Below are 21333 nucleotides of genomic sequence, written 5' to 3'. Positions count from 1 at the left end.
CCCCCTTAGTTGAGGACACCCCGCGCATAGGTCACCGGCAGGATCGACGAGGCGATGACGTTGATGAAGTTCTGGATCTCCGACAGCGGCGAGACGCTCACGTAGATGACGTCATGGTCGCGGATCGCGAACTTCTGCGCCGCGAAGTAGGACGAGGGGTTCTTGAGGTCGACGCTGTAGATGACCGGGACGCTGGCCGGCGCGGCGCTCACGGCGGCCGGGGTCAGCGGGGTCGGCGTGACCGGCTCGTAGCGGAAGATGTAGACGCCCTTGGGATCGGCCCGCTGGTCGCGCAGCCCGCCGACCCGGCCGAGCGCCTGCGACAGGGTGATGCCCGACCCCTCGAAGCGGACCTCGTCGTTCTTGCCGGCGGCGCCGAGCACGGTGAAGCTGTAGGGCTGGTAGGAGACGCTGACCACGTCGTCGCGCGCCATCACGATGTTCTGGCTGGGGTCGCGGACGATGTCGGCGGCGCTCATCGACAGCACCTGCTGGCCGCGGGTGATCTGCACGGTCATCTTCTCGAACGGCTGGGCGGTGCCGCCCGTCTCCGCGATCACGTCGAGCAGCCGCTCGCCCTTGGGCGTCAGCGGGACCCGCGTCGGCTGCTTCACGTCCCCGAGCACGGTGACGTTGGCGGTGACGTTCTTGGCGACGCGGACCAGCGCCTGCGGCAGGTGCGCCCGGCCCTGCAGCCGACGGACGATCTCCTGCTCGATCTGGCGCAGCGTGCGGCCCGCCGCCGGCACGTCGCCCGCGAACGGGACCGAGATGGTGCCCGAGGGGCCGACCTGGAGCTGCGGAAGCGTGTTGCCGCGGCTGGTCTGGATCGCGGAGTCGATCCGGGTGTCGCTCGGCATGGTCCCGAACAGGGCGGCAGGGGCGGCTTCCCAGATGGTGATCTCGAGCAGGTCGCCGACGCCGACCGTGGTCCCGATCGGGGTGGCGCCGCCGAGCGCCTGGGCGAAGTTGCTGGGCGAGGCGGCGGGGCTCGCCCGCGCCGCGTCGACATTGGTGATGTCGATGATCCGCAATCCCTCGATGCGCGCCCCGGTGGGCGCCTTGAGGATCGCGCTGCGCGACGGGCCGGTCGAGCCCGACAGGCCGCCGCCGCAGCCCGACAGCAGCGCCAGCACGCCGCCGGCGAGCGCGAGCCGGGCGAAGCGCCGCCCACGTGGCTGTCCGATGCGGGCCTTCGGCTCGCTGCGATCATCTAAACCTTTGAACACGCCCAATTTCCCCGAAATCATCAACAGCGGAGTAGCGCCCCGCCGACACTCTAACAAGTGTTGCCCTCCGGCCATGGCGGCCCGGGCGGGTGGCGGCGGCTAGTCGCGCGCGCCGGTCGGCAGGAACTCGGCCGCGGCGATCTGCTTGCTCGGGCTGCGGTCCCAGCCATAGACGTCGCTCACCGTGACCAGCCGGCCGTCGACTGGCATGGTGGTGAGATAAGTGACGAACACCGGCACGCCCTGCGGCAGCTTGACCAGCTGCTCGGGATCGCTGCCCTCGGCGACCGGTGGCCGGCCAAGCAGCCATTCCCCCAGCCGCGGCGCGTCCTCGAGCCGAATGCAGCCGTTGGAGAAGGTCCGCACGTCCTTGTCGAGCAGCTCCTTCTCGGGCGTGTCGTGCATGAAGATGCCCTGACCATTGGGGAAGGTGAACTTCATCTTGCCCATGCTGTTGGCGCCGCCGGGGAGCTCGCGGACGCGGACCATCTTGCCGCCGTCGGCGACCGCCTTCCAGTCGACGCTCGCCGCCGGGACTACCTCGGCCTTGTCGGTCCAGTCGCTCATCACCTGGTAGCCGTGCGCGGTCAGATATTTGAGCCCGGTCTTCACCGTGTTCGCCGCCACCGTTTTCTTCACGAGATGGTCGGGGACGTTCCAGTAGGGATTGAGCGTCGCGTAATGGACGTAGCTGGCGATCAGCGGGGTCGCGAGATCGGGCATTCCGACCACCACCCGCATCGATCCGACCGGCTTGCCGTCCTCGAACATCCAGAGCCGCTGCTGTGCGGTGTTGACGAGGATGTAGCGCCCCCCCGGCGGGAGCGAGCGGGCACGGGCGAGATTCTCGATCAGTGCCTCGTCGGCAAACCCGCCATTGGCCTTGTAGCGCTTGATCGCCTCGGCCCGCAGCGCGGAATAGATGGGATTGAGCGCCGCGACCTGCTCGAGATGCCGCGACAGGTCGCTGGCCGCCGCGGCGGACCGGAGGATGGTCGCGCGCTCGGTGTTCTGGGGCTTGAGCGAGGCATAGGCGTAGATCATGCCCGGCGTCGGCGCCTTGATCGCCTGGACATAGGCCGCCCAGGCCGAGGACACGATGCGGTTGGCCGCGGCTGTGTCGTCGGGCTTGCCCGACAGCGCCAGCGCGGCGGCGCGGTTCACTTCCGCGGCTCGCTGCGCCCCGTCGACGATGCCCTCCGCGGGCGCATTCACCAGCACGGTGGCGAGCACCCCGACCGCGGGATCGACCTTCTTGTTCCAGAACCACAGGGGAGCATCAGTCGGTCGCGGCGCATAGGTGACGACCGGCGCCGCCGGTGCCGGCAGCGGCCGACGCCGCGCCTCGGCCGGGCTCGCCAGCGCGAGCACCGCCGCGCCGATGCCAAGGGAAAGCCTGATGGAGTTCACTGCACCCGCCATAACCCGCTGAAATGCCGCCAAGGTCCGCGGCGGCATAGGCCCGCATTTCCGAACGGACGATGAAGCGCGCCGACTGTGACCGTTGGGAAACAGTGGCGGCGACGAACAGGGAGGAAAATGGCGCGCCCGGAACGATTCGAACGTCCGACCCTCAGATTCGTAGTCTGATGCTCTATCCAGCTGAGCTACGGGCGCCTGAGCCGAGGGCCATCTAGGCGAGCATGCCGGGCGGCGCAACCCCGCTTTGCCGCATTGCGCCGATATTCCGCCATGCCTATCCCCTGCCCATGCGTCCCGCCTTCCTCGCCGCCCTGACCTGCCTCAGCCTCGCTGCCTGCGCCTCGCCGCGCGGGCTGCCGTCGCTGGCCCCGCGCGCCGCAGAAGCGATCGATCCACGCGTGCCGATCGCCAGCGAGGTCGTGTCCGGCCCGGCCTCGGGCACCACCAGCAGCCGGGTCGCGGCGCTGGTCGGCCAGGCCCGCGCCGGCGACGGTCAGTTCGAGCCGCTCATTGCTGCCGCCGAGCGGCTGGCCGGGGGTGCCGGCGCGGCGGGCAGCGAAGGCTGGATCGTGGCGCAGCAGGCGCTGTCCGCCGCGGAAGCGGCCCGGCGGCCGGTGGCCACCGCGCTGGGTGACATCGATTCACTTGCCGCGGACGCGCTGCAGCGCGCGGACACGATCGCGCCCGGCGATCTCAACGCGATCCAGCAGGGTGCCGCGGAGATCCGCCGGATCGACGATCGGCAGAGCGACCGTGCCGGGGCGGTCCGGCGGCGGCTCGGCGGCTAGCTTCCCGGCTCCAGCGCCGCGCGCGCCCGCGGCCAGTCGGCGGCGCGCATCGCATATTGGATGGTAGGATTGAGGTCGCCCGGGTCGGGGAACCGCGTGTCCGTGAAGTCGAGGTCGGCGCGGCGCGACATGCCCAGCCGCTCCATCAGGCCCCAGCTGGCGCGGTTGCCCGCGACCGTCATCGCGATCACCTCCGTCGCGCCGAGCGGGCCGAAGGCATGGTCGAGCGTGCCGATCGCGGCTTCCTTGGCATAGCCCTGCCCCCAGGCATCCTCGCGGAACCGCCAGCCGATCTCGAACGCGTCCGGGTTGGGCGCGCCCGGCGCATTGACCCGCTTCAGCCCGCAGAAGCCGAGGATCACGCCGTCCGCCTTGCGCTCGACGATCCAGAAGCCATGGCCGTGCTCGCGCTGGCAGGCGTCGATGCGGCTTCGCATTGCCTCGTAGAAGGGTCGCTCCTGCACCCCGTTCAGCCAGCGCAGGACCGCAGGCGTATTGGTCGCCGCCATGAAGGGATCGACATCCGCCGCGTCCCAGGTCCGCAGCCGCAGCCGCTCGGTTTTAATGAGGGTCTCGCTCATCCGCGCCTCGTGGCCGAGCTCGCCGCCGCGGGCAAGCCTACCAGCGGACGATCGGCAGGACGCTCGCATGATCGTCGGTCCAGGCCTCGAACCCCGGGCGCTCCGCCAGCGTGCGCCATTCGACCCCCGATCCGCGCTGCAGCTGATAGACCCGTTCCGGGCTCCGGCTGAACGCCACCCAGTCCGAACCGGCATAGTTGAGCGCGGCTTCCGCCGGGGTCAGCCGGTAGCGGCGATAGGCGGTGGACCAGCCGCCCTCCCGCGCCGCTGCCGCCAGCACAGGCTGGAGGTCGAGGTAGCGATTGGAGATGTGGACCATCAGCAGCCCGCCCGGCGCCAGCACCCGCTGGTAGACCTGGAAGGCCTCGCGGGTGAGCAGGTGCATCGGCACGCTGTCCGAGGAGAAAGCGTCGACCACCAGCAGGTCGGCGCTTGCGGAAGGCTGGCGGGCGAGCGTCAGCCGGGCGTCGCCGATGTTGATGCGGGGATTGGGCAGGCAGTGGGAGAGGAAGGTGAAGCGCCGGGGATCGTTGGCGATCTCGGCGATCACCGGGTCGATTTCGAAGAATTGCCACTGCTGACCGGGGCGGGAGTAGCAGCTCAGCGTGCCCGAGCCGAGCCCGACCACATCGACCCGTGCGCTTGCGGGCAGAGTCCGCATGGCGATGCCTACGCCCGACAGCGGCGCATAGTAGCTGGTCGGCATCCGCTCGCGCGCCGGGCTGCCCAGGTTCTGGATGCCGTGCAGCGTGGTTCCGTGGACCAGCATCCGCGCGTCCTTGCCCGACGGCCGGACCGCGTAGACGCCGAAGAAGCTGCGGCTCATCCGGCCCGGCTGGATCGACCAGGTCAGCATGTCCCACCCGCCATAGCAGAGCATCAGCGCGCCGAGCGCGGCGGGGTAGAGCAGCCGGTTGCCGATGGCGACCACCGCGGTTGCGATGATGATCCCGCCCGAGGCGAGCTCCTCTAACCCATCCGCGGTCGAACTCTCGCCCTTGCCCCAGATGGAAAGAAGAAACAGCGCGCTTCCGCCGATCAGCCCGACCCGGGTTGCCAGCGGCTCGCGCGACCACCAGCGGCGGGTCGCCTCAAACGGGCTGACCGGCGCCAGCAGGCAGGCGGCGGCAAACAGCAGGATCGGATGCTCGTAGGTCCAGTCGAACAGCAAGGGCGCGAGCAGGGCGCAGAACAAGCCGCCGAGCACACCGCCGGCCGACATGGCGAGATAGAAGCGGGTGAGGTGCTCGGCCGCCGGGCGCTCGTCGAACAGCTGGCCGTGCAGCGAGACCGAGACGGTGAAGAGCGCCAGCAGGGTCGCCAGCGCAAAGGCCCCGGTAATCGCCGGCATGGTGCTGGGCAGGAAGGCGGCGATACCGGCGATCAGCAGGGCGAAGGGCGTGATCCGCCCGATCAGCGCGGCGGCGCGGCGGTCGGGCGCAAAGGCGGCGACGAAGCTCAGCAGGTAGAGACCGAGCGGCACCACCCAGATCAGCGGCATGGCGACGATATCGGTGGTGAGGTGGAGCGTGGTCGACAGGATCAGCCCCGAGGGTATTGCCGCCAGTAGCATCCAGCGGGCGACCTGCCGCGTGGTCGGACGCGGGCCGGTCTCGATCGCGGCCTCCTCCGCGACGCTCTTCGGGAGCGCCGTCGCGCAGCCGGCGACCGCCAGGGCGAGCAGGCCGAAGCCGATGCTCCAGCCGACCCGCTGCTCGGCAAGCGCCGTCAGCGGCTCGGCCAGCAGCGGGTAGGCGAGCAGGCCGGCGAAGCTGCCGAGGTTGGACGCGGCGTAGAGCGGATAGGGATCGCCGCCGCCGGCCATCGCGAACCAGCGCTGAATGAGCGGCGCCTGCGCGGAGACGACGAAGAAGATCGGCCCGATCGAAACCAGCAGGAGCCATGGGACCCACACCAGCGGGTTGGCATCGGGCGCCATCTCCATGCCGCTCAACCCGATCGGCAGGGTCAGCGCGGCGAGGCCGAACAGCGCGAGGTGAACGCCGGCCTGGGTGCGCGGCGCGAGACGGGAGAGGAGATGGGCATAGGCGTAGCCGGCGAGCAGCAGCGCCTGGTAGACCAGCATCGCCGAATTCCACACCGCCGGCGCACCGCCGAGCCGCGGCAGCGCCAGACGGGCGACCAGCGGCTGGACCAGGAACAGGAGGAAGCTGCCGAGAAAGATGGTGGCGACGAAGCGCCATCGCGTCGAGCGAGCCCGCACTCCCTCGTCCGCCACTCCGCCCAGCGCCGCACTCGCCATGCCCCTGCCCACCTCGTCCCGTGTCGGCATGGGCCTAGGCGCTCCCGGTAGAAATAGGGTTAATGACGCATTTCCCCGGTCTGCGGGTCGACCACGGAAAGCAGCGCGAGCAGTTCGTCGACGTGGCGGCGGTGGGTGCGGAAGCTTAGGATGCAGCAGCGGATCGTGAAGCGGCCATCGACCCGAGTCCCGCTCAGCATCACCCGCCCGCCCTGCTGGAGCGCGCCGAGCAGCCGCTCGCTTGCGGCGTCCCCGGCGGAGAGCCGGAAGGCAACGGTCGAGAGCTGCGGCTCGGGGCCGGGCTCGAACCCGTCGATCGCGGCGAGCCGGCGGTGGAAGTAGGCCGCGAGCAGCAGCTTCTCCTCCTGCGCGGCGCGGAAGGCACCCACTCCGGCGAGCTGGAGCGGCAGCCACAGGCGAAGCGCTCGGAAGTGACGGGTGAGCTCGCCCGAGAGGTCAGCGGGCGAGTGGCCGACCGCGCTCTCCTCAACCGGCACCAGGTAGTCGGCCTGCTGCGAGAAGGCGGCGAGCAGATGCCGCTCGTCGCGCACCAGCACAGCTCCGGTGCCGTAGGGCAGGAACATCGTCTTGTGCGGGTCGAGCGCGAGGCTGTCCGCGCGATCGATCCCGGTCAGCCGGCCCCGCCCCGTCTCGCTGAGCGCGAACAGGCCGCCATAGGCTCCATCGACATGGAGCCAGATCCCGTGCTCGGCACAGAGGTCGGCGATGGCGTCGAGCGGATCGATCGCGCCGGTATCGACCGTCCCGGCCGACGCGACGACCAGCCATGGGCGGATGCCGTCCGCGAGGTCCTGCTCGACCATGTCGCGAAGCGCCGCGACCGACAGCCGGTGCTCGGCATCGGTCGCGACCAAGCGGCGCGGCGAGCGGTGGCGGTCGGCGATCCGCAGCGCCTTGTCGACGCAATGGTGGACGAAGCGGCTGTGGTAGACGGCGCCGCCGCCGTTCGGGTCGCGCGCCTCGCGGGCGGCGACGATCGCGGTGAGATTGGCCAGGCTGCCGCCGCTGGTCAGCGTCCCGCCGGCGCCGTCCGGAAGGCCGACCACCTCGGCCACCCAACGGACACAGGCGTTCTCCACCCGCACCGCGCCCGGTCCTGCAGAGGCGAAGCCGCTATACTTGTTCGACGCCGCGGCGAGCAGGTCGCCGACCGCCGCCCATGGCAGCCCGCCGCCCGGCACATAGGCCATGAAGCGCGGCGAGGCGGTGGTGAAGCCGGGCGCCGCGATGCAGTCGCGCACATAGTCGAGCACCTCGTCCGCGGCTCGCCCCGTCTCGGTGAACTCGGGCTCGAACCGCCGCTCGAACACCTTCTCCGCCGGCACGCTCGCCGGCGCCTCCTCGACCCCCGCCCAATAGTTGAGCGCGTCGCCGAGCGCGCGTGTGGCCACCGACTGTCGCTCTTCGGCGGCCGGCTCGAGCGGCGCAGCGGCGCGCTCGAGCTCGGCCAGCCGGGTGAGCAGCAGGTCGCTCATGCGGCGGCGATCAGCCGGGCGGCGTCCATCGCATGATAGGTGAGGATCCCGCTCGCCCCGGCGCGCTTGAACGCCAGCAGCATCTCGAGGATCAGCGCGTCGCGCTCGCCCGCGCCCGCCGCGGCGGCATGCTCGAGCATCGCATATTCGCCGCTCACCTGGTAGACGAAGGTCGGGACCCGAAACTCCTCCGCCACGCGGCGGACGATGTCGAGATAGGGCAGGCCCGGCTTCACCATCACCATGTCTGCGCCCTCGGCGAGGTCGAGCGCGACCTCGCGGATCGCCTCGTCGCTGTTGGCCGGGTCCATCTGGTAGGTCTTCTTGTCGCCCTTCAAGAGCCCGCGGCTGCCGACCGCGTCGCGGAATGGGCCGTAGAAGGCCGAGGCATATTTGGCGGCATAGGCCATGATCGCGGTGTTGACGAAGCCCTCGCGCTCGAGGGCGCCGCGAATTGCGGCGACCCGCCCGTCCATCATGTCCGAGGGCGCAACGATGTCCGCCCCCGCCCGCGCCTGGGTCAGCGCCTGGTCGGTCAGAATCTTCGACGTCTCGTCGTTCAGCACATAGCCCGAGCCGTCGGTGATCCCGTCGTGGCCGTGCGCGGTATATGGATCGAGCGCGACGTCGGTGAGGATGCCGATCTCCGGACAGACGTCCTTCACCGCCTTCGTCGCTCGGCAGATGAGGTTGTCCGGGTTGAGTGCCTCGCGCGCATCCTCCGTCCGCAGCCCCGGCGGCGTGTTGGGAAACAACGCGATGCACGGGATGCCGAGCGCCGCCGCTTCCTTCGCTTTTGCGCCGATCCGGTCGACGCTCCAGCGGCTGACCCCGGGCAGCGCGGCGATCGGCTCCTCGCAGCCCTGCCCGTCGCAGATGAACATCGGCAGGATGAAGTCGCTGGGGTGCAGCCGGTGCTCGGCGAGCATCGCACGCATCCAGGGGGCCGAGCGGGCGCGCCGCATGCGCAGAGCGGGATAGCTGGACATGGCCGCCCTCTAGCGCGGCCGCCGCGGCTCATCCAGTCGGATGCAGCCGACCTCCCGGGTCCATGGTGGAGACGCTCTGCTCCACGCACTCCTCGGGCTCGGGGGGCACGTCGATGTGCGCCTTGCGCCAGCGTCCGCTGCGATAATAGGCGAGCGCAAGCACGAGGTTGGCCGCCGAGGCGATCGGCAGGCTGAGCCACAGCGCGTCGGGACCGATCCAGCGCTGCGCCAGTGTGGCGAAGCCGATCCGGATCGGCAGCAGCCCGACCGCGAGAATGATCAGCGGCGGGATCACCGCACCGTTGGCGCGGACCGTGCCGAAGATCACCATCGTCACCCCGAACAGGAGATACCCCCAGGTACCGAGCAGCTGGATGTGGCGGGCGATCGGCAACGCCGGGCTGTTCCCGCCGAGAAAGAGGGCGAGCACCGTGCGGTCGGCGAGCGCGAGCAGAACAACCATCACGCCGGTCACCGCGAGCGTGATCCCGATCCCGCTGTTGGTCACCTTGCCAACCCGGTCCCACTGGCCCGCGCCGATGTTCTGCGCGACCATGGTCGAGACCGCCGCGCCGACTGCCATCGCCGGCATCTGGACATAGGTCCACAGCTGGAGCGCGACGCCGAACGCCGCGGTAGTGTCGACGCCCTGGCGATTGACCAGCCCGAACATCGTCATCGCCGAAGCCGAGACGGCGATCATCTGCAGCCCCATCGGCAGCCCCTTGGTGATTATGGTCCGGAGCAACGCGGGATCGGGGAGGAGGAAGCGCAGCTCCGCCCCGCGCAGCCGCAGCGGCAGGTCGCGGAGATAGGTCCAGCCGATCAGCGCCGCCAGCGCCACCCAGTTGGCGATCAGGGTCGCAGTCGCCGCTCCGGCGATGCCGAGCTTCGGGGCGGGGCCGAGACCGGCGATGAAGACGGGGTTGAGCCCGCTGTCGAGCACTACCGACAGCCCCATGAACCACAGCGGCGTCAGGCTGTCACCCGAGCCGCGGATCGCCATCATCAGCATCGCCAAGGTGAGCGCCGCGGGCATGCCGAGAAAGATGACGCGAAGATAGGCCAGCGCGAGCGGGACCGCCGGGGCCGGGGTCGCCAGCCAGCCGAGGATCCGCGGCGCGAGGACGTAGCCGATCGCGCTCATCGCCACCGCCACCGCGAAGAAGGCGGCGACCGCAGTCCCGATCACCCGCCTGGCAGCCTCGACGTCGCGGCGGCCGAACGACTGGCCGATCAGGATCGTCGCCGCCATACCGAACCCGAACACGAAGGCGAGGAGCAGGAACATCACGGTATTGGCGTTGCTGGTCGCCGCCAGCGCCTGCTCGCCGAGCATCCGCCCGACCCAGATGGTGTTGATCGAGGCGTTCAGCGATTGCAGGATAGAGGAGCCGAGAGTCGGCAGCATGAACAGCAGCAGGGTGCGGGTGATCGGCCCCTGCGTGAGGTCGTGGCGTCCGCGTCCCTGTGACATGGCTCGTGTCGCCATTCAGCTCTCCTTGCGTCCGCGTCCAACGGAAAGATGTGCCCGCTGGTTCATTCCACCGCCATGACCCATACACTTCCACGCCGCGCCGTCCTCATCGTCAATGCCGCCAGCCGCCGCGGCGCCGACGCGTTCGAGGAGGCGCGAAGCCGGCTGGTCGAGGCCGGGATCGAACTCACTGCCGCCGAGGCGGTGAGCGATCCCGAGCAGATCGACGGCAAGGTGATCGCTGCCATCGAGACCGGAGCCGAGATGGTGATCCTGGGGGGTGGTGACGGCACGCTCAGCGAGAACATCGACCATTTCGTCGGCAAGGACTCCATCTTCGCGCTGCTCCCGCTGGGGACCGCCAACAGCTTCGCGCGCACCATGGGGATCCCGCTCGACCTGCCCGGCGCGGTGGCGGTGATCCACGACGGGGCGCCGCGCAAGATCGACCTCGGCCAGATCGAGGACGACTATTTCCTCAACAACGCCGCGCTGGGGCTCGCTCCCAAGGTCGCCGAGACGGTGCCGCACGGGCTGAAGCGCAGTCTCGGCCGCCTGGGCTATCTCCTCTGGGCCGGCTGGTCGGCGGCCAGCTTCCGCGCCTTCCGGCTGGTGGTCGAGGATGGCAGCCAGCGCCACCGCCTGTGGGCGACCGAGGTGCGGATCGCCAATGGACGCTTCCATGGCGGGGTCGAGCTGATCGACAGCGCCAGCGTCGAGAGCGGCGAGATCGTCGTCCAGGCGGTCGAGGGGCGGAGCCTGGTGGGGTTGGGGATCAACTATGCCGCCTCGGCGCTCCGCCACCGCAGCCGGCGCCAGACCGTGCGCGAGTTCCACGGCCGCGAGCTGCGGATCACCACCCGGCCCCGGCTCAAGGTCTCGATCGACGGGGAGCTCGGGCCGGAGACTCCGTTCACCGCCCGGGTCGCGGCCGCCGCGGTGACCATCGCCGCCCCGCGCGGCTAGCGCGTTTTCCATACCTCACCCGAAAACAGAAAAGGCCGGCAGCTTGCGCCGCCGACCTCGTCTGTTGCCATGCCCGAACCGGGAGGAACCTGAGCCCGCTCCCGGCCAGACCGTCGCTTAGCCGCGCTCCGGAGCCGGCGGCGGCGGGGGCGGCGGGGGCGGCGGGGGCGGCGCCGGGCAGGTCGCCGTCACGTCGATCACCGAACCGTCCGGGCAGGTCTGCGTCGTGGGCGCAGGCGGCGGCGGCGGCGGGGGCGGCGGAGGCGGCGGCGGCGGCGGCGGCGAGGCGAAGCTGTAGGTCAGGCTCGCCAGCACGCTGTGCGACCGGAAAGTCGAACGGCCGTTGTAGCCGACCGCGCCACCGAAGTCGTCGTGCAGCCGGTTGGTCGAGAAGTAGCGATACTTCAGGCCGGCATCGACGTTCGGGCTGAGCGCCGTGCGGAAGCCGGCAATGCCCTGGTAGGCGAACTTGCCGCTGTCGCGGAAGCGGAGGGTCTGCGGGCCAAGGCCGCCGATGGTCATGGTGACCCGGGCGAGGCCGACGCCGCCACCCGCATAGAAGCTGGTGCGGGTCTCGTCGCCGATGTCGACCAGCCCGTTCAGCATGCCCGAGAGCACGCTGGTGCGGCCTTCCGCGTCGTAGGCGGTGCCGGCGAACACGCCGGCCGGCAGCGTTCCGGTCGCGGTCGACTGGACCTCGTAGCGGTTGTGCTTGGCGCGCTTGTAGGCGAACTCGCCCTCGAGCCGGAACAGGCCAAAGTCGTAGCCGGCGATGCCGTCGACGTCGTAGCCGAGCCGATGCTTGACCTTGATGAAGTCGGTCCAGCCGGTCCCGAAGTCGCGGTCCACCTTCGACTTGAGCGGGATGATCACACCGCCCTCGATGCCGACGTAGGGCGCACCGTCGCGCGCTGCCGCCGGGCTGGCGATCGCGGTCGCCGCCGCGGCTCCGACCAGCAGTTTCGTCCAGATAGTCTTCACGGAAACTCCCTTCTGATTTCGCGGTCCGGTACGACCGGCCGCGCGTCACCCGTCCCGATCCGCAGTCCGCGGGTCGCCGCGAACGGCAATCCTCCGGCAAAGCGTCGGGCGAGGCACGAAATGCTCCCCTGTTGCCAAAATGGCCGAATGTCGACGGCGGCGAGCGTCACCGACGCGTCATCAACGCCAACCGTTGCAGACTAAGGCACTCAATAGTTTGAATAATTTTGCCGTAAGCAAGTTCAGCCCGCCGGCAATAACTTCACTGCTGTTGCGCCAATACCACGTCCGCCTCCCGCCGCCACGAACGGATCAGGCGCGGCGGAAGACCAGTTGCTTCAGCACGAAATAGTTGAGCAATGAGACGATCCCGATCGTCACCAGCCCGATCAGGTAGGGCGACCGGATCAGCGGCGCGAGCAGCGCGAAGCAGGCCAGGCTGAGCAGATACTGCCCGGCATAGGCGAGGACGAAGCGCGTCTTCGACCCTTGCCGGTCGCGGAACGTATGGCGGCTGAAGGTCCAATAGTTGAAGGCGGCGCCGGTGACGTGACTGACGATCTGCGCCGCGAACAGGTTGAGCCCGGCCGCCACCAGCAGCGCATAGAGCGAATAGCCGAACAGCGTGTTGACGGCTCCCGCCTGATAGTAACGCCAAAGCTCGCGCCAGCGCGCCGGGACTGCCTCCCCGAACCGCGTCGCCATCAGTCCTCAGGCGCGAAGTTGATCCGCTCGCGCTCCAATACCAGCGGCGTGCCGCGGGTGCGGTCGGAGATGAGCCGGACATGGACGCCAAGCAGGCCGAGGAAGAGGAAGAGGAGGCCGAACTGCCCCTCGACCAGGGTCGCGAACAACCACATGCGCGGGTTGGCGCCGACGATCATCGAGTAGAGGGCGCCGAGCAGCGTGAAGACGCAGGCCATGCCGATGAAGAAGGTGACGTAGAGCGGTGCCCGGAGCAGGCCCTTGGACGAGCTGGCGAGCCCGTGCAGCGCGAAGTCGAGCAGCGCGAAGAAGCCGTTGTTGGACTCTCCGGCGGCCCGCGGAGGACGGTGGAACTCGATCGTCTCGATCTTGTATCCCGTCTCGACCAGCAGCCCGCGGAAGAAGGGTTCGGGCTCGTTAAGCTCGCGGATCGAGTCGACCACGCGTCGGCTGTAGAGGCCGAAACCCGTCGCGTGCGGAATGATCGGATAGTCGCCGAACCGGCGCTGCAGCGAATAGCTCATGTCGCGCATCGCGGCGTGCAGCGGCGAGCTCTTCTCGAACTCGCGGACGCCGAGCACGATGTCGGTCCCGGCGCGCCAGCGGCGGACCATCTCGGGCAGCAGTTCGGGCGGATCCTGGAAATCGGCGCACATGCCGATGATCGCCCGCCCCTTGGCCTGGAAGATACCGTGGGTGGGCGAGCGGAGCTGGCCGAAGTTGCGGGTGTTGATGATCGCCTTGACCCGCGGATCGCGGGCGCAGGCCCGGCGGATCGCCTCGATCGTCCCGTCGCTCGACTCATTCTCGATGAAGAGGACGTCGAAGTCGGCGCACACCGTTTCCATCTGCCCGATCACCGCCGCGGCGATCTTCTCGACGTTGAGCTCCTCGTTGCGACACGGAATGACCACCGTGATCTCGGGCGAGACAGTCGGGATCTTAAGCATGGTTCACCTGCGTCCTGCTGCGGCTGGCACCGACGCCCGGTTCCGGGCGGACCCGGTCAAGCGCGGCGAGATAATCCGCGGTTTCGCGAAGCTGCTCGGCGAAGGGGGTCGGTGCGAGCCCTTCTCCGGCCAGAAGGCTATGCCACTGACGATCGTCGCCAGCGTAGATATTGTCCTCGCCCTCGCCGAGCGGCGCGCGGACGAAGCCGGGTCCGCCAGTGACGACCGAGACCGCCGCGGCGATCTCTCCCATCTCCATCGGCACCCCGCCGGTCTCGAACCGGGTGATCGCATCGGCGCGACGGAGCAGCAGCGACAGCGACAGCGCTACGAGGTCGCGGATGGCGGCGTAGCTGCGCACAACCCGTGTGGCGGCGCGGACCTCGATCGGTCGGCCAGCAAGTGCGTCGAGCAGGAAGCTCGCCAGCGCATAGTTGTGCGGCTTGTTGATGTACGGTCCGGTCAGGCTAAAGATCCGAGCGATTGCGGCGGTTCCTGAGCGCTCCGCGGCCCAGACGGCGGCCCGCTCCTCGTCATCGCGCTTCAGCCGGCCATAGAGCCGGAGGTCGGGCGCCGCGGCGGGATCGTCCGCGAAGCCTGCCGCGCCAGACGAAGCGAGGAACAGCCCGTCGGCGCCGATCGCATCCAGCGCTCCGAACATCGTGTCGGAAATGCGCCGGTTGGCCGCGACATAGGCCTGCTCGCTCATGCCAGCGACCTTGTCCTTGGTCAGGAAGGCGGTGTGCAGCACCAGCGTCGCCTGGGGGCGGAGCGCCACAATCTCCTCGAGCGGGCGCTGGTCGATGGCGGTGCCGTCACGCAGGCGGAGCGTCCGCCGGGCGGAGCCGAACGCGACGACCCGCGAAGTGAAGGACGGGCCGAGAGTCTCGGCGAGCAGTTCGAGCGTGGCAAGGCCGAGCCAGCCGCCCGCGCCGGTCAGCACCAGCCGCGCGTCGCTGTCGCGGAGCGCGGCGGCGACCGTTTCGGGCAGAGCGCGCGTCACGCGCCGGCCAGATAGTCGATCTCCGGGGTCATCCGGTCGATCGGGTTGCTCTCCATCGATCCGCTGGCGGTGATCCGGCTGCTGATCTTCGGAAAATAGGTCTGCTCGGGATCGACGGGCACGATGAAGGCGGCCGGCCCGTCGGCCTCGAACAATTCGCCGAAGCGCGGATCCGTCTCGAAGTCGAGCGGAAGCGCCATCACCGGGATGTCCCAGGCGAGAAACAGCTTCTCCCACTGCGGAAGCCCGAGCCCCGAGTGCCGGTCGCAGCCGAGATATTTGCCGTTGAAATAGTTGCGCTGGGTCATGCGGATCGAGGCATGGCCCTGGTCGTGGAAGATGAAGATCTTGAGGTTGGATTGGTTGACCTCGACGGTGCCCAGCTCCTGCATGTTCTGCGCGAAGCCGCCGTCGCCCTCGATCAGGATGGTTCGCTGCCCCGGCTTCGCGGCGACCGAGGCTCCGATCGCGCCAGACAGGCCGTAGCCCATCGAAGCAAGCGACTTGTTGGTCAGCATCCGCTGGCCGAACTTCTGCTCGTAGAGCTGCATCGACAAGGTGAAGGCGCTGCCGCTGCTGCACGGGATGACGAAGTCGTCGGCGCGAGTCAGTTTCTCCAGCCGGACGATGAAATCGTAGGGCGAAAGATAGCCTTCGCCGGTCTGATTGACGTCCTCGACCCGTGGCACGGCGGCGCGAATCCGCTTCGCCTCGGCAAGCCATTCGGCCTTGGGCGCAAGATCGGCGGCGACGAAGCGGCGGACGAAGTCGTTGGCGTCCGCGGCGATCTGCCAGTCGGTGCGCGGGTGGCCCTTTTCCAGCTCCCCCCGATCCAGATCGACATGGGCGATCCGAGCGTCGCGGCCGAATTCCTGCCAATTGAAGCCGGTCTGCTGCAGTCCCAGACGGGTGCCGAGCGCGAGGATGAAGTCGCTCTGCTGGATGATGATGTTGGAGCTGCGCTGGCCCCAGGTGTTCGGGCGGCCGAGATAGATCGGATCGTCGCCGCCCAGCCGGTCGGCACCGTTGTAGGTCGTCATGGTCGGGATCCCGAGCGCGATGAAGCGCTCGCGAAGCCCGGCCATGGTCTGATGGTCGACCCCGCCGCCGACAAGAACGATCGGACGCTCCGCGCGATCATAGGCCGCGACGATCTCGCCGAGCAGGGCGTCGCCGGCGGTTGGCAGTGGATCGAGGAGGATTTCGCCGAGCGGCGCCTGCTCGACACTGGCGGCCTGGACGTCGAGCGGAATCTCGAGAAACACCGGGCCTTTCCGCGGCGTCCAGCTGGTCGCGATCATGCGGCCGAAGTCCGCCGCTTTCTCGGGCTTCATGAACCGGTGCGCGAGCTTGCAGGTCGACCGCACCAGCGACACGCCATCAATCTCCTGGATGCCGCGCGAGCGGATCGTCGGCCCGGCGAGGTCCGACGTCTTCACCTGACCGCCGATCACCAGCAGCTCGCGGCTTTCCAGATAAGCGCCCGACAGCGCGGTCACGATGTTGGTCAGCCCCGGTCCCGCAGTAACCAGCGCAAGCGCCTTGGCCGGCGCGGCGAGCTCGTTGAAATATTCGGCGGCGATCCCGGCGGCGACTTCGTGCACCACCGGAACGCCGGTGAGATAGCGGTCGAGGCTTTCGGTCAGGTGCATGATGTTGCCCCCGCCGACGAAGAAATAATGGGTGTAGCCCGCTTCCTTGAGCCAGGCGCCAATCTGGTCGCTGTATTTGATGCCCACCGAACCGTCCCTCATGCCGCCGCACTCAGCTTCAGCATGGAGCAGAGAATCTTGAGGACCTGGTTCGAGTTGAGGCTGGCGTCCTTCACCTGGTCGTACCCCCAATTGGCGTGGAGCGGCAGGTAGACGCGACCGTCGAACGGCTCGAGGTGGGCATTCATGTCGTCGACGTAGACGGTGATGAACTTGCCCGGCTCGAGCCAGCCCTGGCTGCGCGCCACCTCGACCTTCGAGCCCTCGCGGCGAATGTCCTCCTGGCCGAACACCGGGATGACGTCGGCATCAAAGAAGGCCAGCGTGCGGCGGATCGATTCCACGTTGCGGGTCGACAGGATCGCGAACTTGTCCGGATATTTGCGCAGCGTCGGGCGGAGCAGGAAGAAGAAGTCGTACGGCGCCATCAGCTTGGGCCAGGACTCGTCCTTCATCATCTCGGCGCGGGCGGCGAAGAAGCCTTCCGCATAGGCCCAGTCGGCAGCCTCGGGACGAACCTGCGGAAGCTTGGCCGGATCGCACAGCTTGTGCTCGCGCGAGTAGAGACGGTTGAACTGCCAGGCGTCGGTGAGCACCGCGCGGAAGCGCATGAACTCGTCGAACCCGACGTCATCGCGCAGTCCGGGATTGGTCTCGGCATGGCGGTTGCAGACGCAATAGGCCTCGTACGCGCTGTTGAAGAGCACGCCGTCGAAATCGAGGATCAGCTTGGGCTGCATCGGATCAGAGCCGCTCACGGATCTTGTCGGCGCGCGACGAGGCTTCGCCGCCGCGCTTGTCGATGACCGCACCGCGATGGACCAGCAGGTCGAGCTCGGCCTCGATCGCGGCTTCCAGCGTCCCGTCGGCGATGAACCGGTCGACCGTCATGATCGCCTTGCGGGTCTCGATATGGTCGAGCAGCGAGCGCAGCTCGGCATCCTTGCGGAGCAGGTCGCGCGTCCCGGCGCTGACGCTTCCGCCCATGGTCACGTGGAGGCCCCGCTCCTTCGCCGCCGCAGCGACCGTCTTCACCATCCGGATCGTCTCGGCGCTGTCGACCCCGCTGCCGCCGAACGAGGCGGTGAGATCGGAGCGGCCGATCGTCACGTCGGTGAGGTGGACCCCGGCGTCGATGATCCGGTCGATGTCCGAGACCGCCGTTGCGGTCTCGATCGTAACCCCGATGTGGTCGAACAGCTTGGGATCGACCATCGCCATATATTTGCTCATCGCGAACGGACTCTCGATCATCGGTGCGACGACGCTGCTGATCCCGACCTGCTGCAGGAAGACGAGGTCGGACTTCGCCTCGCAGCCGCCGATCTTGACCAGATAGTCGAGGCCGCGACGGGCAGCGAACAGCGCTTCTCCGGCCACTTCGTCGCGGGTCAGGCCCTCGGCCTCGAACTCCCCCTTTAAGCTGACGAACAGGTCGTAGATCCGCTTGCCCTTGGCCATCTCACCATCCCCCAGAAAGCTATTGGCAAATTGGTATCCGGTAATGGTTAGCCGACACTTAATTCCTGAGCGCGCGGGTGATCAGCGAGGCCGAATATTCAAGATGCGCGGCCTCGAGCCCCGGGTAGAGGCCGATCCAGAAGGTCCGTTCGGTCACGATGTCGGCGTTGGTCAGTTCGCCGACCACGCGATAGTTGCGACCGCGCATGTAGGGCTGGCGCAGCAGGTTGCCGCCGAACAGAAGCCGAGTCCCGACCTTGTTGGCGTCGAGATGCTTGACCAGGTCGTCGCGGCTGATCCGCGTGCCCTCGCGCAGGGTGATGGGATAGCCGAACCAGCTCGCCTCGCTGTTCGGGGTCGCCCGCGGCAGGATCAGCAGATCCTCGAGCGGCTTCAGCAGCTCGGTCAGCAGGGCGAAGTTGCGGCGACGCGCGGCGATGAAGCCGTCGAGCCGGTCTAGCTGCGCGCAGCCGACCGCCGCCTGCATGTCGGTGATCTTCAGATTATAGCCGCAGTGGCTGTAGGTATATTTGTGGTCGTAGCCCATCGGCAGGTCGCCGAGCTTGCGGCAAAACCGCTTGCCGCAGGTATTGTCCATCCCCGGCGCGCACCAGCAGTCGCGGCCCCAGTCGCGCATCGATTCGGTGACCCGCTTCAGCCTCGGCTTGTCGGTGAACACCGCCCCGCCCTCGCCCATCGTGATGTGGTGCGCCGGGTAGAAACTGAGCGTTCCGAGATCGCCGAAGGTGCCGACGTGACGCCCGCCATAGGTCGCGCCGAGCGCGTCGCAGCAGTCCTCGACCACGAACAAGTTATGCTTCTGCGCGACCCGCATCACCTCGCCGAGGTCGAACGGGTTGCCCAGCGTGTGCGCGATCATGATCGCCCGGGTCTTCTCGCTGACCGCGGCCTCGATCATCTCGGGCTTGATGTTGTAGGTGGGGATGTCGACGTCGACGAACACCGGCACCAGCCCGTACTGGAGCGACGGGTTGACCGTGGTCGGGAAGCCGGTGGCCACCGTGATCACCTCGTCGCCGGGCTTCAGCGCCTCGCCGCGCAGATAGTGCGAGGTCAGCGTCGACAGCGCCAGAAGGTTGGCCGACGAGCCCGAATTAGTGGTGAGCGCGTGGCGGACGCCGATCCGGGCGGCGAGCCGCTCCTCGAATTCAGCGTTGAAGCGACCGGTGGTGAGCCAGAAGTCGAGCGAGCTGTCGACAAGCTTCTGCATGTCCTCGGCGCCGTAGACCTTGCCCGATACCGGCACCATGCTCTCGCCGGGGACGAACGGCTTCGGCGCGTGATGGCGGCGCGCATATTCGCCGACCAGGTCGAGGATCATCTGCCGAAGCTGCCCCTCGTCCGACTGTTCGGCGAGGTTCGCCAATTCGATCGCCTGCTTGTCGTTCACGCCCATGTCACCTCGCCCATTTGCCTGTCCCGGCGCGCGGCATAATCCGCCAGCTGCCGAATGCTGATGTCCCTTGCGTCGCCCCCGTCGGCGACCCCGCGATGCCACTCGATCACCTTGCCGAGCGCTTCCTCAAGCCGAAGCGCTGGGCGCCAGCCCAGCTCGGCCCGCGCCTTGCTGCAGTCGAGCCGCAGAAGCACCGCCTCGTGCGGCTGCTCTCCGCCGGGTCGGTCCCAGCCTTGCGCGCCCCAGCCCGCCAGCATCGTCTCGACGATCCAGCCGACCGGCTGCGCATCGTCGTCGGACGGCCCGAAGTTCCACGCCGTCGCCGCGGTGTCGTCGCCGTCGAGCAGCCGCTCGCCGATCCTTAGATAGCCGCTCAGCGCCTCCAGCACGTGCTGCCAGGGCCGCACCGACCGCGGATTGCGGATCAGCGGCCGTTCCCCGGCAATGAACGCGCGGACGAGGTCGGGCACCAGTCGGTCGAGCGCCCAGTCGCCGCCGCCGATCACATTGCCGGCGCGGACCGAGGCGATCCGCGGACCGCCGGAATAGGAGCGGCGATAGGCGGAGATCACCAGCTCGGCCGCGCCCTTGCTCGATGAATAAGGGTCGTGACCACCCATCGGATCGGACTCGCGATAGGGCCACACCCACTCGCGGTTCTCGTAGCATTTGTCGGTGGTGACGCAGACGACCGCCTTGACGCTGTCCTGGTGGCGACAGGCCTCCAGAACATGGACGGTGCCCATGACGTTGATGGCGTAGGTCTCCACCGGATGGTCGTAAGAGTAGCGGACCAGCGGCTGGGCGGCGAGGTGGAAGACGATCTCGGGGCGCACCTCGGCGATCACCGCCGCCACCGCCGCGGGATCGCGGACGTCGCCGACCCGGTGGTCGATCAGTTCCGCCAGCCGGGTCTGTTCGAAGAAGCTGGGCTCGGTCGGTGCCGGCAGCGAGAACCCGCTGACCTCGGCGCCGAGCTGGTGCAGCCACAGCGACAACCAGCCGCCCTTGAAGCCGGTGTGCCCGGTGACGAGCACTCGCCGGCCCTGCCAGATGGATGACCTCACCAGCATTTCCACGGCGCCCCGCGTTCCCACAGATCCTCCAGGAACAGCTTGTCGCGCAGCGTGTCCATGGGCTGCCAGAAGCCCTCGTGGCGATAGGCGACCAGCTCGCCGGCGGCGGCCAGCTGCTCCATCGGCCCCTGTTCCCAGATCGTGTCCGGCCCATCGACCAGATCGAGCACCGAGGGGTCGGCGACGAAGAAGCCGCCGCTGATCAGCCCGCCGTCACCCGCCGGCTTCTCGCGGAAGCTGCGGACCATGTCGCCGTCGAAGTCGATCGCTCCGAACCGTCCGGGAGGCGCCACCGCGGTGATGGTCGCGCGCTTGCCGTGCGTGTTGTGGAAGCCGACCAGCGCGCCGATGTCGATATCGGCGACACCGTCGCCATAGGTGAAGCAAAAGGGTTGGCCGTCCTTGAGATAGCGGCGGATCGCCTTCAGCCGGCCGCCGGTCATCGTGTCGGTGCCGGTCTCGACCAGCGTGACCTTCCACGGCTCGCCCCAGTTCTGGTGAACCTCCAGCCCGTTGTTCTTGAGGTCGATAGTGACGTCGGCGGTGTGGAGGAAGTAGTTCGCGAAGAACTCCTTGATCACATAGCCCTTGTACCCGAGGCAGACCACGAAGTCGTTGATCCCGAACTTCGAGTAGATCTTCATGATGTGCCAGAGGATCGGCATGCCCCCGATCTCAACCATGGGCTTGGGGCGAATGGATGTCTCCTCGCCCAGTCGACTGCCCAGACCACCGGCCAGGATCACGGCCTGCATGCTACCCCCTGTTCCGCCGCGCTATCAGCCGCCCGGCTCCCGGCAGGAGTAGGGAAAACTTG

The 21333-nt window shown here is 68.5% G+C and carries 19 protein-coding genes and 1 tRNA gene; 2 read left to right on the top strand and 18 right to left on the bottom strand.

What is annotated here, in order from left to right; genetic code table 11:
- Positions 1-5: 5 nt before the first annotated feature.
- From HMF7854_RS05690 to HMF7854_RS05680, 3 genes are all read right to left on the bottom strand, one after another.
- The gene (locus tag HMF7854_RS05690) at positions 6-1229 is read right to left on the bottom strand and encodes a polysaccharide biosynthesis/export family protein (RefSeq protein ID WP_221766416.1); all 1224 of its coding nucleotides are present in this window, start codon (positions 1227-1229) and stop codon (positions 6-8) included.
- A gap of 99 nt (positions 1230-1328) precedes the next feature.
- Positions 1329-2639: a L,D-transpeptidase family protein gene (locus HMF7854_RS05685; RefSeq protein WP_185829173.1), complete on the bottom strand. Its 1311-nt coding sequence runs from the start codon at positions 2637-2639 to the stop codon at positions 1329-1331.
- 130 nt (positions 2640-2769) lie between these two features.
- Positions 2770-2846, bottom strand: a tRNA-Arg gene (locus HMF7854_RS05680).
- Positions 2847-2938: 92 nt separating this feature from the next.
- Here HMF7854_RS05680 and HMF7854_RS05675 point away from each other — a divergent pair.
- Positions 2939-3439 (top strand): hypothetical protein, encoded by a 501-nt coding sequence (locus HMF7854_RS05675; protein WP_126718201.1) that lies wholly within the window; start codon positions 2939-2941, stop codon positions 3437-3439.
- On the opposite strand, the gene HMF7854_RS05670 is transcribed toward HMF7854_RS05675, so the two are convergent.
- Genes HMF7854_RS05670 through HMF7854_RS05650 form a run of 5 tightly spaced genes read right to left on the bottom strand, consistent with a single transcriptional unit; the run spans position 3436 to position 10260 of the window.
- Positions 3436-4020, bottom strand: coding sequence for a GNAT family N-acetyltransferase (locus HMF7854_RS05670; RefSeq protein WP_126718200.1), 585 nt, complete (start codon positions 4018-4020; stop codon positions 3436-3438). The genes HMF7854_RS05675 and HMF7854_RS05670 overlap by 4 nt on opposite strands.
- A gap of 37 nt (positions 4021-4057) precedes the next feature.
- Positions 4058-6313 carry a spermidine synthase gene (locus HMF7854_RS05665; RefSeq protein ID WP_239016856.1) on the bottom strand — a complete coding sequence of 752 codons (2256 nt, stop codon included), beginning with the start codon at positions 6311-6313 and terminating at the stop codon, positions 4058-4060.
- A 29-nt stretch (positions 6314-6342) separates the two neighbouring features.
- Complete coding sequence (locus HMF7854_RS05660; RefSeq protein ID WP_126718199.1) at positions 6343-7779, bottom strand: pyridoxal phosphate-dependent decarboxylase family protein; 1437 nt, start codon at positions 7777-7779, stop codon at positions 6343-6345.
- Complete coding sequence (gene hemB, locus HMF7854_RS05655) at positions 7776-8768, bottom strand: porphobilinogen synthase (protein WP_126718198.1); 993 nt, start codon at positions 8766-8768, stop codon at positions 7776-7778. The genes HMF7854_RS05660 and hemB overlap by 4 nt, the downstream gene beginning before the upstream one ends.
- Before the next feature lie 28 nt (positions 8769-8796).
- Positions 8797-10260 (bottom strand): MATE family efflux transporter, encoded by a 1464-nt coding sequence (locus tag HMF7854_RS05650; protein WP_126718197.1) that lies wholly within the window; start codon positions 10258-10260, stop codon positions 8797-8799.
- 60 nt (positions 10261-10320) lie between these two features.
- Here HMF7854_RS05650 and HMF7854_RS05645 point away from each other — a divergent pair, with 60 nt between their 5' ends.
- Complete coding sequence (locus HMF7854_RS05645) at positions 10321-11211, top strand: diacylglycerol/lipid kinase family protein (RefSeq protein ID WP_126718196.1); 891 nt, start codon at positions 10321-10323, stop codon at positions 11209-11211.
- 117 nt (positions 11212-11328) lie between these two features.
- Here HMF7854_RS05645 and HMF7854_RS05640 read toward each other — a convergent pair whose 3' ends face one another.
- The 10 genes from HMF7854_RS05640 to rfbF all read right to left on the bottom strand — a co-directional run bounded on the left by HMF7854_RS05640 (position 11329) and on the right by rfbF (position 21271).
- Entirely contained in the window at positions 11329-12192 is an 864-nt protein-coding gene (locus tag HMF7854_RS05640) for an outer membrane protein (protein ID WP_126718195.1), read from the bottom strand.
- Positions 12193-12504: 312 nt separating this feature from the next.
- Positions 12505-12897: a GtrA family protein gene (locus HMF7854_RS05635; protein WP_126718194.1), complete on the bottom strand. Its 393-nt coding sequence runs from the start codon at positions 12895-12897 to the stop codon at positions 12505-12507.
- A complete protein-coding gene (locus HMF7854_RS05630; protein ID WP_126718193.1) occupies positions 12897-13847 on the bottom strand; it encodes a glycosyltransferase family 2 protein in 951 nt (316 codons plus the stop codon). Before HMF7854_RS05630 ends, HMF7854_RS05635 begins: the two co-directional genes overlap by 1 nt.
- Complete coding sequence (locus tag HMF7854_RS05625) at positions 13840-14850, bottom strand: NAD-dependent epimerase/dehydratase family protein (RefSeq protein ID WP_185829172.1); 1011 nt, start codon at positions 14848-14850, stop codon at positions 13840-13842. Before HMF7854_RS05625 ends, HMF7854_RS05630 begins: the two co-directional genes overlap by 8 nt.
- Complete coding sequence (locus HMF7854_RS05620) at positions 14847-16604, bottom strand: thiamine pyrophosphate-binding protein (RefSeq protein ID WP_185829171.1); 1758 nt, start codon at positions 16602-16604, stop codon at positions 14847-14849. Before HMF7854_RS05620 ends, HMF7854_RS05625 begins: the two co-directional genes overlap by 4 nt.
- A complete protein-coding gene (locus tag HMF7854_RS05615; RefSeq protein WP_221766415.1) occupies positions 16601-17302 on the bottom strand; it encodes a hypothetical protein in 702 nt (233 codons plus the stop codon). The genes HMF7854_RS05620 and HMF7854_RS05615 overlap by 4 nt, the downstream gene beginning before the upstream one ends.
- A 4-nt stretch (positions 17303-17306) precedes the next feature.
- Positions 17307-18023 carry an aldolase/citrate lyase family protein gene (locus HMF7854_RS05610; RefSeq protein WP_126718190.1) on the bottom strand — a complete coding sequence of 239 codons (717 nt, stop codon included), beginning with the start codon at positions 18021-18023 and terminating at the stop codon, positions 17307-17309.
- 58 nt (positions 18024-18081) lie between these two features.
- Complete coding sequence (gene rfbH / locus HMF7854_RS05605; RefSeq protein WP_239016855.1) at positions 18082-19434, bottom strand: lipopolysaccharide biosynthesis protein RfbH; 1353 nt, start codon at positions 19432-19434, stop codon at positions 18082-18084.
- Entirely contained in the window at positions 19431-20513 is a 1083-nt protein-coding gene (rfbG, locus tag HMF7854_RS05600; protein WP_126718188.1) for a CDP-glucose 4,6-dehydratase, read from the bottom strand. Before rfbG ends, rfbH begins: the two co-directional genes overlap by 4 nt.
- Positions 20504-21271 (bottom strand): glucose-1-phosphate cytidylyltransferase, encoded by a 768-nt coding sequence (gene rfbF, locus HMF7854_RS05595; protein WP_126718187.1) that lies wholly within the window; start codon positions 21269-21271, stop codon positions 20504-20506. The genes rfbG and rfbF overlap by 10 nt, the downstream gene beginning before the upstream one ends.
- Between the last annotated feature and the right edge of the window lie 62 nt (positions 21272-21333).

Source organism: Sphingomonas ginkgonis (genome assembly GCF_003970925.1).
Lineage (GTDB): Bacteria > Pseudomonadota > Alphaproteobacteria > Sphingomonadales > Sphingomonadaceae > Sphingomicrobium > Sphingomicrobium ginkgonis.
This window is presented reverse-complemented; position numbering and strand designations above follow the sequence as displayed.

What these genes read in the sequence shown, in the direction of transcription:
- HMF7854_RS05675 (WP_126718201.1), top strand. Translation starts at nt 2,939, where the DNA reads ATGCGTCCCGCCTTCCTCGCCGCCCTGACCTGCCTCAGCCTCGCTGCC.
- rfbG (WP_126718188.1), bottom strand. Translation starts at nt 20,513, where the DNA reads ATGCTGGTGAGGTCATCCATCTGGCAGGGCCGGCGAGTGCTCGTCACC.
- HMF7854_RS05630 (WP_126718193.1), bottom strand. Translation starts at nt 13,847, where the DNA reads ATGCTTAAGATCCCGACTGTCTCGCCCGAGATCACGGTGGTCATTCCG.
- HMF7854_RS05665 (WP_239016856.1), bottom strand. Translation starts at nt 6,313, where the DNA reads ATGCCGACACGGGACGAGGTGGGCAGGGGCATGGCGAGTGCGGCGCTG.
- HMF7854_RS05620 (WP_185829171.1), bottom strand. Translation starts at nt 16,604, where the DNA reads ATGAGGGACGGTTCGGTGGGCATCAAATACAGCGACCAGATTGGCGCC.
- HMF7854_RS05615 (WP_221766415.1), bottom strand. Translation starts at nt 17,302, where the DNA reads ATGCAGCCCAAGCTGATCCTCGATTTCGACGGCGTGCTCTTCAACAGC.
- HMF7854_RS05660 (WP_126718199.1), bottom strand. Translation starts at nt 7,779, where the DNA reads ATGAGCGACCTGCTGCTCACCCGGCTGGCCGAGCTCGAGCGCGCCGCT.
- HMF7854_RS05650 (WP_126718197.1), bottom strand. Translation starts at nt 10,260, where the DNA reads ATGGCGACACGAGCCATGTCACAGGGACGCGGACGCCACGACCTCACG.
- hemB (WP_126718198.1), bottom strand. Translation starts at nt 8,768, where the DNA reads ATGTCCAGCTATCCCGCTCTGCGCATGCGGCGCGCCCGCTCGGCCCCC.
- HMF7854_RS05610 (WP_126718190.1), bottom strand. Translation starts at nt 18,023, where the DNA reads ATGGCCAAGGGCAAGCGGATCTACGACCTGTTCGTCAGCTTAAAGGGG.
- HMF7854_RS05635 (WP_126718194.1), bottom strand. Translation starts at nt 12,897, where the DNA reads ATGGCGACGCGGTTCGGGGAGGCAGTCCCGGCGCGCTGGCGCGAGCTT.
- HMF7854_RS05645 (WP_126718196.1), top strand. Translation starts at nt 10,321, where the DNA reads ATGACCCATACACTTCCACGCCGCGCCGTCCTCATCGTCAATGCCGCC.
- HMF7854_RS05670 (WP_126718200.1), bottom strand. Translation starts at nt 4,020, where the DNA reads ATGAGCGAGACCCTCATTAAAACCGAGCGGCTGCGGCTGCGGACCTGG.
- rfbF (WP_126718187.1), bottom strand. Translation starts at nt 21,271, where the DNA reads ATGCAGGCCGTGATCCTGGCCGGTGGTCTGGGCAGTCGACTGGGCGAG.